The 2,638-nt window shown below is 58.4% G+C and carries 4 protein-coding genes; 3 read left to right on the top strand and 1 reads right to left on the bottom strand.

The window, feature by feature from the left end:
* Positions 1-172 precede the first annotated feature (172 nt).
* Positions 173-1,123, top strand: a complete 951-nt coding sequence (locus WMO44_RS14720; protein ID WP_349153022.1) for a tRNA dihydrouridine synthase — start codon at positions 173-175, stop codon at positions 1,121-1,123.
* A gap of 100 nt (positions 1,124-1,223) precedes the next feature.
* On the opposite strand, the gene WMO44_RS14715 is transcribed toward WMO44_RS14720, so the two are convergent.
* Complete coding sequence (locus tag WMO44_RS14715) at positions 1,224-1,469, bottom strand: IreB family regulatory phosphoprotein (RefSeq protein WP_005921243.1); 246 nt, start codon at positions 1,467-1,469, stop codon at positions 1,224-1,226.
* A 164-nt stretch (positions 1,470-1,633) separates the two neighbouring features.
* On the opposite strand from WMO44_RS14715, the gene WMO44_RS14710 reads away from it, so the two are divergent.
* Together WMO44_RS14710 and WMO44_RS14705 are read left to right on the top strand one after the other, a co-directional pair.
* Positions 1,634-2,041: a holo-ACP synthase gene (locus WMO44_RS14710; RefSeq protein WP_349153021.1), complete on the top strand. Its 408-nt coding sequence runs from the start codon at positions 1,634-1,636 to the stop codon at positions 2,039-2,041.
* A 140-nt stretch (positions 2,042-2,181) separates the two neighbouring features.
* Positions 2,182-2,532, top strand: a complete 351-nt coding sequence (locus WMO44_RS14705) for a type II toxin-antitoxin system PemK/MazF family toxin (protein WP_005921241.1) — start codon at positions 2,182-2,184, stop codon at positions 2,530-2,532.
* Positions 2,533-2,638: the final 106 nt, after the last annotated feature.

Here is a 2,638-nt window from a genome sequence, read left to right as displayed (position 1 = left end):
GACGATTTGGAATGCCCGCCGCGTGCGCTTTGGGCATTTTCAGCGGAAAATTTATTTTATATTTTCGGGATAGCGGATTGTCAAAAGAGAACATCCCCCGTCCCCTCCCCTTTCCCCTCACGCAATTTTATGCTACAATACCGGTAACAAAAAATCGTTTGGAGAAACGCCCATGCTTTATTATGCTGCCCCCATGGAGGGCTTCACAGACCGGGTCTGGCGGCAGACCCATCAGAAATGGTTCGGCGCACAAGGCGCTGCCGACCGCTATTATGCGCCGTTTATCTCCCCGCCGGAAAACCGGGTGCTCATTAAAAAGAAGATGGCAGAGCTTGCCCCGGAGGCAAACCCGGGTGCGCCGGTCATCCCGCAATTGCTGGCAAAAGACGGCGAACTGGCTGCATGGATGATTGGTCAGCTGCGGGCGCTGGGCTATACCGAGGTGAACCTGAATCTGGGCTGCCCCGCCGGAACGGTGACTGCCAAGGGCAAGGGCTCCGGGATGCTGCGGGACCTTGCCAAGGTGGACGCCTTTCTGAACGGGGTGTTCTCCCACGCTGAAGGGCCTGTTTCGGTCAAGACCCGGCTGGGGGTAGAGAAACCGGAGGAGTTTGCCGCCATTCTGGAAATTTATAGCCGCTACCCCATCTCGGAGCTGACCATCCATCCCCGGGTGATGCGGCAGCAGTACCGCGGGCAGGCCGACCGCGCCGCCTTTGCGGCTGCGCTGCCCCGGTGCACCATGCCGGTGTGCTACAACGGCGATGTGACCACCGCCGCCCAGCTTCACGCGCTGGAAGAGGAATTTCCCGCCCTGTCCGGCATCATGGTGGGGCGTGGGCTGATCGCCGACCCGGCGCTCTTCCGCAAAGCACGAGGCGGTGCGCCCGCCACAAAGGAAGAGCTGCGAGGCTACCTGACCGACCTGTACCACGGCTACACTGAACTGTTTGGCAGCGCAGGCTGCGCCATCAGCCGGATGAAGGGGCACTGGTTCTACCTCATCCACTGCTTTGCCGGGGCAGAAAAGCTGGAAAAGCAGCTCAAAAAGCTGCGGGAGCCGTGGGAGTACGAGGTGGTGGTGAACCAGATCTTCACCCTGCCGCTGGTGGAAAACAATTAAAATGTGCTCCGCTTGCGCTTTGACCATTTTCAGAGGAAAACTGCATCTGCAATAAAAAAGCCCGCCGTCTTGCAAGACAGCGGAGCTGAAAAGGACTGTATTACACGTTAAGGTAGCTGCGCAGCATAGCCTGCAGCAGATCGTCACGATCCACCTTGCGGATCATGGCACGGGCATTCTTATAGGTCGTAATGTAGGTAGGGTCTTCGGACAAAATGTAGCCCACCAGCTGATTGACCGGGTTATAGCCTTTTTCCTTCAAAGCATCGTACACCTGTTGTACGATCTCGTGGATCTCATAGTCCTTTTTATCGTGGATGGAGAAAATCGCGGTTGCGTCTCCCACGCAATACACCCCCTTCGGTTGAAACTAGCCCCATTGTACACGAATTGCGCCGAAACTTCAAGATAATTACGCCGGATTTGCACATCCTGTACAAAATTTCCAGCATTGTTCCGGCAAGATGAACGATGTCCGGGCGGCATTCTGCCCGCGAAAGGAGCCTTTGTATGCTTTACGGCATCGGCTGCGACCTGTGCAGCCTTTCCCATCTGGAAAAAAGCCTTTCCTCTGCCCACGCGGCGGCCTTTGTGCGCCGGGTATACGGCCCGGCTGAGCAGGCGGCACTGGGGCTTTGCGAAGCATCCCCCGCGCCGCTGAACGCCCACCGCCTTGCCAGCGCCGCCGCAGATTTTGCTGCCAAGGAGGCCTTTCTCAAGGCGGCGGGCACCGGTCTGCGGGAGCCTTTTTCCCTGTGCGAGATCGAGGCCGTCCGGCAGGAAAACGGTGCTCCGGCCTACCGGTTCAGCGGGCAGACCGCCGCATGGGTGGCGCAGCACCGGCTGCGCGCCCGGCTCTCCCTGAGCCACGAGGGCGGCATGGCGCTGGCCTTCTGCACGCTGGAAGAGGAAAACTGACTGCCCTTTGTGCATACAATGGAATATCGCCCCCGCACTGCATAAGCCGCACCCCGCCTGCGCATACTGAGAGCAGACAGGATGCGCCGGACGCATCACATAGCGGGGCACATCCTCCAGACAAACAGGAGGGAGATTCCATGGAGGTACACAGAGGAGAAGTTTTCTACGCCGATCTTTCGCCAGTGGTGGGCTCGGAGCAGGGCGGTGTGCGCCCGGTGCTGATCGTACAAAACGAGATCGGCAACCGGCACAGCCCCACCGTGATCGCGGCGGCCATTACATCCCGGCTGGACAAGACCCGCCTGCCCACCCACATCAACATCCGGGCGGCAGACACCGGCCTTGCCAAGGACAGCGTGGTGCTGCTGGAGCAGATCCGCACGCTGGATAAACACCGCCTGCGGGAGCGCGCCGGGCAGATCACCGCTGCCGACCAGAAGCGGGTGGATCAGGCGCTGGACGTAAGCCTTGGGCTGAGCTCGTACTGAAATTTTATTTATAAAGCAGAGACACCGGAGCGTAATTTTTTATCACAAAATCTTCCAGAATTTTCCGCTTCCTTTTTACAGTTTCTTCATAGCTTCTTAACGAAAT

The sequence above is a fragment of the Faecalibacterium tardum genome, from assembly GCF_040096515.1.
GTDB classification, from domain to species: Bacteria; Bacillota; Clostridia; order Oscillospirales; family Ruminococcaceae; genus Faecalibacterium; species Faecalibacterium tardum.
Note: the sequence above shows the minus strand (reverse complement) of the source record. Positions and strands in the feature narration are given on the sequence as shown.